Source organism: Flavobacterium sp. FPG59, from assembly GCF_002150205.1.
Classification (GTDB): domain Bacteria; phylum Bacteroidota; class Bacteroidia; order Flavobacteriales; family Flavobacteriaceae; genus Flavobacterium.
Map to the genome: position 1 here is coordinate 1 of NZ_MTCA01000162.1, position 6,935 is coordinate 6,935.

Below are 6,935 nucleotides of genomic sequence, written 5' to 3' on the forward strand. Positions count from 1 at the left end.
GATTGTTATTTGCTTATTTTTTGAAAAGAAACAAACGATTCGGTTTCATAAATCAGCATTTTTTGCAAAATAGATTTACATAGAAAACTTTGTTTTAATTTTTGAATAAAAAAACACAAGGTTTCCATGGAGCGTTTTACCATCTGATTTCTTACTTTTGGAGCTATGAAAGCAATCAAAATTATTTTTTGGGTACTGTGGCGTGTTTGGTTTTATGTTCTAATGGCACTACCCATTCTGGTCATGTTTCCCTTTTTAGTATTGTCTATCGTGTCAGAGCGCGGATATCCTTACTTTTTTAAGATGGCTCGTATTTGGGCCAAGTGTATCCTATTTGGTATGGGTTTTTATTATAAAATTGATGAAGACCAGGCTTTAATTCCTCACAAGAGTTATATGCTAGTGGCCAATCATACCTCTATGACCGACATTATGCTGATGCTGGCTATTACCAAAAACCCGTTTGTTTTTGTTGGTAAAAAAGAACTCTCTAAGATTCCTTTATTTGGTTTTTTCTACAAAAGAACGTGCATTCTTGTAGATAGAAATTCATCAAAAAGTAGGTTAGAAGTGTTTGATAGAGCCCAAAAAAGGATTCAACAAGGATTAAGCATTTGTATTTTTCCCGAAGGCGGTGTCCCTGATGATGAATCTATTGTATTGGATGCTTTCAAAGACGGTGCTTTTAGACTGGCAGTAGATCACGGACTACCTATTGTGCCTATTACGTTACCTGATAATAAAAAACGATTTTCATTTACTTTTTTGAGTGGTAGTCCAGGTTTAATGCGTGTTAAAATTCACCAGCACGTTCCCACTACAGCCGTTGATGGCGCAGATCGAAAAGAAATTCGGGACCAGGTACGTTCCACTATTTACCATCAGTTGTTGTTATTTGCAGCAGGATCTTCTAAAACTCATAACTAATTCCGGTATATACTCCCATTACCATCGGCTTAAAGTTACTGCTGTTGTTTGTAAAAGTATTGATTTGGTACTTGAGCATGGGCTCTAAACTGAGTTGAAATGATTTTATCAGTTTGTAGCGTACTCCAAAGCCAAAATTAGTACTAAAGTGTACCGAATTTAAATTGGTTGCGCTACCAAGGGTTCCATTGAACCCTTCAGATTCCAATCTCACTTCATTATCCTTTAAAAGTAATGTACTAACACCTGCAATGAGATGTATTCCTATTTTTTTATCAATTACTTCATAGGACATTTCAAACGGAATTTCAAAATAATTCATCTGTTGGTTTAGTGCTCCTACATTGTTTTTTTGTAAGTTTTTCTCAAAACTAGATAGGGTAGTAGCGCCATTGTTGTTAGTAATTTCAATGGATGAAGAATTCCTGAAGTTAATGTTTGATACGGTATTATTTCTTAGTCCTGCTGTATAGGACACATTGTTTGTATTGTACCCTAAGGCTAACCTGTTTATACCACTGCGCAGGCTCATTTTTTGGTTCAAAGCATAGTGTATACCAATCCCATAACTTGATGAGTTGTCATTCGTTTTTTTATTTTGAGCCAGTTGAGGATCCAGTGCAGATCCGCTGCTGTTTGTGTTTAAATATACGGCTGCAACAGTAGGTGTTATTTTCCATTTGTTACCCTTTGTTGGGTTAGATTCTGGAGTTGTATTTTTATTTTTTAAAATTTCTTCCAAAGTGTTTATGGCAGCGCTCACTTCTTTATTTGTAACGGCTTGCGTCTTATTAAACATTTCAGTGTCAGTAATTTGTTTCTTTGATTGCGCATTTTGTACGGCTATGATATCTTTTGCAACGACACTGTTATCTTGTTGTTGTGCTAATGCTAACCCTTCTGAATCTTTTATAGCGTTATCACTTACCGATGTATTATTTTTTTGGATATGAACGAGATAATCCTTTTTATTCTTCTTTTGGTTCGAATTGATTTTAGGTCCAGTAACTCGTATAGTTTCTTTTTCATAATTCGTTTGGTTTGGTTGTTGGTTAGTCACTACTTGTTGCGGCTCCTTATCAAGGAGGTTTGGTTTGGTGATGAACTTCTTTTTTTGGAGCGTTTCTTTTTCTCTAGCTTTTGATTGGTTTACAATCTTTATTTCAGGTTTTGAACCCGCATATTGTGTTTTTTGAACTAGCAATAACCCTACCAATAATGAGGCCGCAATTCCACTTATTTTAAGCCAAAACGGTAAAACCTTTCGTCTTTTCTTTTTTTTGCGTAAACTTAGTTCAATAGCTTCCCACACCTGTGGCTCAGGTTGGACTTCAAAATCCTTAAATTGTTCTTGAAAATACCGGTCAATATTTTTTTTATCGTGCATTGTATTTTGTTCTAGTAGGGTTACCGGTATAAGAATTTATTTTTTCTCTCAAAATCATTCGGGCTCTGGCCAAATTTGATTTAGTTGTGCCCGTAGTGATATTGAGTATTTCGGCAATTTCCTTGTGTGAATAGCCGTCTAGTACATATAGACTAAATACTAAACGGTATTGATCAGGTAATTCTTGTACCATTTTGAGTAGCGTTTCCAGTGCTATGGGTTCATCATCAATTGTAATTTCTTCTTCAGCTAAGTCGGTATCCACAATATTCAAAAACCGTATGTCTTTAAATTTTTGTAAGGCATTGTTAATCATAACTCTTTTGGCCCAACCTTCAAAAGAGCCCTTGTTACTAAATTGATTTATTTTATTCAAGATGAGTATAAAACCATCATGCAAATTGTCTTGTGCATCTGAATAACTCTTAGAATATTTGAGGCAGATTCCAAAAAGTTTTTTTGCAAACAGTCCATACAGCTCCTCTTGTGCTTTTGGACAGTTTTTTTTACAGTTTGCAATGATTTGATCTAAACCCACAATTTGTTGTTCTATTTAGTTGTCTACTTTAATTTCTTTTTCTTCAAATATAGACACCCCATTAGCGTCTTTGCCTTTGTAAAATTTAAAAATATACGAACCCGTATTGGTTACATAAAATTGAAACGAAACTTCAGATAAAGGAGGTAAAGCTTGGTTACAAATTTGATCCTTATCTACTACAGTTTGTATGCCAATGGTTCTTACGTTGAGGTTTTTATCGTAGTAAATCCCTTGATATCCATGGCAACTAGTTGGTTTTTGATATTTGAGTGTAATGGTGTAGGTTTCTCCTAGCTTAAAAGAGGCAGGAACTTCATAACTAGCTACAGGCAATACTTCATAACTGTAATTTGGGTAATCATTGTCAGGGCTACAAGAAAGAAATGAGGCCCATAATAGTGTTAAAGCAATAATTTTTTTCATCTTTTTACATTTTTAGAATTTGACACTTATTTCAAAGGCTTGGGTTGAATTGTAGTTTCGGCCCAAACATTTGTTTTTTTAAATAGAGGTATCTTTGATAAAAAGGTTGCGTTTAAAGCAAAAAAAACCCGAAAAAATCGGGTTTTTAAAAAATTATTCTCCAGCTAATTCTTTAATTCTAGCTTTAATTTTAAGTTCTAGCTCATCGGCTAGTTCTGGATTGTCTTTAATTAAGGTTTTAACAGCATCCCGACCTTGACCTAATTTGGTTTCGCCGTAACTAAACCAAGAACCTGCTTTTTTAATTATTTCAAATTCTACTGCTAAGTCTAATATCTCACCTGTTTTTGAAATTCCTTCGCCATACATGATGTCAAATTCGGCTACTTTAAATGGCGGTGCCACTTTGTTTTTAACCACTTTTACTTTGGTTCTGTTTCCTAAAACATTATCACCATCTTTTATTTGTGTAGAACGACGAATGTCTAATCGTACAGATGCATAAAATTTCAAGGCATTACCACCCGTTGTAGTTTCTGGATTACCAAACATAACCCCGATTTTCTCTCTCAACTGGTTGATAAAAAATACCGTACAATTTGTTTTGCTTATGGTTCCAGTTAATTTTCTTAAAGCTTGTGACATCAATCTTGCGTGCAATCCCATTTTAGAATCACCCATTTCTCCTTCAATTTCACTTTTTGGTGTCAAGGCAGCTACGGAGTCAATTACTACAATATCAATAGCACCTGAGCGAATTAAATTTTCAGCAATTTCTAAGGCTTGTTCTCCGTTATCAGGTTGAGATATGATTAGGTTTTCAATATCTACTCCTAATTTTTCTGCATAATTTCTATCAAATGCGTGCTCTGCATCTATAAATGCTGCAATTCCTCCTGCCTTTTGAGCTTCGGCAATAGCGTGCAACGTTAAAGTTGTTTTACCTGATGATTCTGGTCCGTAGATTTCAATGATTCTTCCTTTCGGATATCCATTTACGCCAAGAGCTAAATCAACTCCCAAAGATCCCGAAGAAATTACTTCTACTTCTTCAATGGCTTTATCTCCCATTTTCATCACAGTACCTTTTCCGTAGGTCTTGTCTAGTTTGTCAAGCGTAAGTTGTAACGCTTTTAATTTAGATTCTTTTTCTGTACTCATCTTCTCTTTTACCTTTTCTTTCATCTATTTTTGTTTGTAACGCTATGAATTTAAGTGGTGTACCTTGGCAGCCACAATTTGATTATTGCAATTGATATATTGTTCTTGTAAAAATACTTCTTTTTCAATTACAATTTTTCCTTTCGATAAAAATTTGAAATCTATTTTCTAATTTATCGTTATTAGGTAAACAAAGCCTTTAATTCTGTGGCATCATGCGGGTTCATTTTTCCAGCCAAAACTAAGCTCAATTGTTTGCGTCTAAGTGCTGCTTCAAAACGTTGTTTTTCTAGTTCTGTTTCGGGAACAATTTGAGGAACTTCTACAGGTCGACCAGTGTCATCTACTGCAACAAAGGTATAGATGGCTTCGTTTGCTTTGGTTTTATTTCCAGATTCTCTATCCTCTACCCAAATATCAATATATATTTCCATAGAACTTTTAAAAGCTCTAGAAACTTTTGCTTCAACAGTAACTACGCTCCCTAGCGGAATTGCTCTATTAAACGCAACATGATTTACAGATGCGGTAACTACAATTCGGCGTGAATGTCTTCTTGCGGCTATACTAGCAGCACGATCCATTCTTGCCAGCAATTCTCCTCCAAAAAGGTTGTTCAAAGGATTAGTTTCACTAGGTAATACAAGATCGGTGAGTGTTGTTAAAGACTCAGATGGATTTTTTGGTGTCATATATAAAAGTTCTTATTTCAAAAAAAATAGATTAATTCAATAAATAAACGGCAAAAATTGCGGGCATAAAATAAATTACAATAGTTCTTGCACCATCATAATCCTTGGCTAAACGCTGCCCAAAAAGAAGCATTAACAAAGTGATACAGGCAAAAACGGCACCGTAAAACCCAAATATTTTTCCGCCATTAATGAACATTTCAATACAACCTACTACACTTAATATTCCCGTAATTAGTTCCAGAACAAGAACGTTCAGTAAAGCTAGTGGTACTTGATTTTTAAGTGGTGTGGCAGCAAAATGTCCTTTAAGCCATTCCACATTGTCTTTCCAATAAAATAGTTTGTCATAACTGGATTGTAAAAAGGTAATAGCCAAAAAAATTAAAATTAAAATTGAAGTAGTGTTGTTCATAGGTTTTATTTTTTATGGATTAATCGTGTTAGTTTTATAGACAAGTCGGTTAGGATAATTTTGGCATTTCCATTTCTTTCAATGTGATACATGGCATCTGATAGTTCTTTATAGATGTCAAAAATGTTATTTCCGTTAACAAAAGGAGCAAAATTCTCTAATTTGAATTTCTCTACTTTAGTTTCTATGTAAACAAGAGATGGTGTTTGATAGTTAAGCAACAACGCTTGTCGAAACATTTCAATACAAAACTGTATAAATTCCTTTTGGGTTTCTCTACCTAAAACGGCTATTTGTTCACTCCATTGTATCAAATCTTGAATGGCTGCTGCATTTCCTTTTGCCCTAAAGGCGGCTCTTACCCAGTCAACAAACCATTTTTCAAAAAAATCGGTTTCTCTATTGGGTTGCAACAATTGCTGGGCTTTATTATAATTTCCTTGGGCTTGATGTGCTATTTTTTGCGCTGTTGCGGAATCAACTTCCCATTCTTTCTCTAAGGCTTGGGCTATTGTAGACTCACTCAAACCATTAAAATGCAATACTTGACAGCGGGATCTAATGGTTTGTATAATATCTTCTTCGTTTTCAGAAATTAAAATAAACACTGTCTTATCACTAGGTTCTTCTAATAATTTCAACAATTTATTAGAGGCCGGTATGTTCAGCTTATCAGCCATCCATACAATCATGATTTTGTAACCTCCTTCAAATGATTTTAAAGCTAGTGATTTCAAAATCTCTTGTGCATCTTCAACTCTAATTTCCCCTTGTTTGTTTTTTACGTCTAATATTTGGTACCAGTCAAACAAGCTTCCATAAGGTTTTTTTTCTATGAATTCCCTCCATTCCGTAATAAAATCTAAGCTTTTGGGTTTTCCTTTTATGGCATCGGTGCTAACTGTGGGGTAAATAAAATGCAAATCAGGGTGTGCAAATTTCTCAAATTTGATGTTACAAGCTGCATTAGTTCCCTCGTTTTCACCTTGTGTGTTATTACAAATAATGTATTGTGCATAAGCTATTGCCATGGGTAATGTCCCAGATCCCTCAGGCCCAACAAACAGTTGCGCGTGTGGAATCCTTCCCAAACTAGCATTTTTTGTCAAGTGACTTTTAATGTGCTCTTGCCCTAATATATCTGAAAATTGCATGAAGCAAAGATAATAGAAAATGATTGAGACATAAATTTTTCAATTTTTAATTTTAAAAAAGAGAGGTCTTTATTCTTTTACATTATATAATGCCTACTTCACTTTGTATTTTTTGGTTTTTTAAATCCAGAAAGTTATTGTTATGATTTATGTTTTTCCAAATTACTTTTTAACAAGTGCGGAAACATTTTTTATTTTTTGAACATGAATACTACCAAATGAATTGTAAATAAAG

8 protein-coding genes are annotated in these 6,935 nt (G+C 34.4%); 1 reads left to right on the top strand and 7 read right to left on the bottom strand.

What is annotated here, in order from left to right:
- Window positions 1-165: 165 nt before the first annotated feature.
- Entirely contained in the window at window positions 166-927 is a 762-nt protein-coding gene (locus FPG59_RS12265; protein ID WP_086454883.1) for a 1-acyl-sn-glycerol-3-phosphate acyltransferase, read from the top strand.
- Here the strand turns inward: FPG59_RS12265 and FPG59_RS12270 are convergent.
- From FPG59_RS12270 to FPG59_RS12300, 7 genes are all read right to left on the bottom strand, one after another.
- Entirely contained in the window at window positions 911-2,314 is a 1,404-nt protein-coding gene (locus FPG59_RS12270) for a hypothetical protein (protein ID WP_086454884.1), read from the bottom strand. The two genes, FPG59_RS12265 and FPG59_RS12270, sit on opposite strands and share 17 nt — an antisense overlap.
- On the bottom strand, window positions 2,304-2,852 hold the full coding sequence (locus FPG59_RS12275) for an RNA polymerase sigma factor (RefSeq protein ID WP_086454885.1): 549 nt from the start codon (window positions 2,850-2,852) through the stop codon (window positions 2,304-2,306). Before FPG59_RS12275 ends, FPG59_RS12270 begins: the two co-directional genes overlap by 11 nt.
- A gap of 15 nt (window positions 2,853-2,867) precedes the next feature.
- Window positions 2,868-3,278, bottom strand: a complete 411-nt coding sequence (locus FPG59_RS12280) for a hypothetical protein (protein WP_086454886.1) — start codon at window positions 3,276-3,278, stop codon at window positions 2,868-2,870.
- Window positions 3,279-3,431: 153 nt separating this feature from the next.
- The gene (recA, locus tag FPG59_RS12285; protein WP_086454890.1) at window positions 3,432-4,439 is read right to left on the bottom strand and encodes a recombinase RecA; all 1,008 of its coding nucleotides are present in this window, start codon (window positions 4,437-4,439) and stop codon (window positions 3,432-3,434) included.
- A 182-nt stretch (window positions 4,440-4,621) separates the two neighbouring features.
- The gene (locus FPG59_RS12290; RefSeq protein WP_086454887.1) at window positions 4,622-5,131 is read right to left on the bottom strand and encodes an acyl-CoA thioesterase; all 510 of its coding nucleotides are present in this window, start codon (window positions 5,129-5,131) and stop codon (window positions 4,622-4,624) included.
- Window positions 5,132-5,162: 31 nt separating this feature from the next.
- Window positions 5,163-5,546, bottom strand: coding sequence for a DoxX family protein (locus FPG59_RS12295; RefSeq protein WP_086454888.1), 384 nt, complete (start codon window positions 5,544-5,546; stop codon window positions 5,163-5,165).
- Window positions 5,547-5,551: 5 nt separating this feature from the next.
- Window positions 5,552-6,700: a DNA polymerase III subunit delta' gene (locus tag FPG59_RS12300; RefSeq protein ID WP_086454889.1), complete on the bottom strand. Its 1,149-nt coding sequence runs from the start codon at window positions 6,698-6,700 to the stop codon at window positions 5,552-5,554.
- Between the last annotated feature and the right edge of the window lie 235 nt (window positions 6,701-6,935).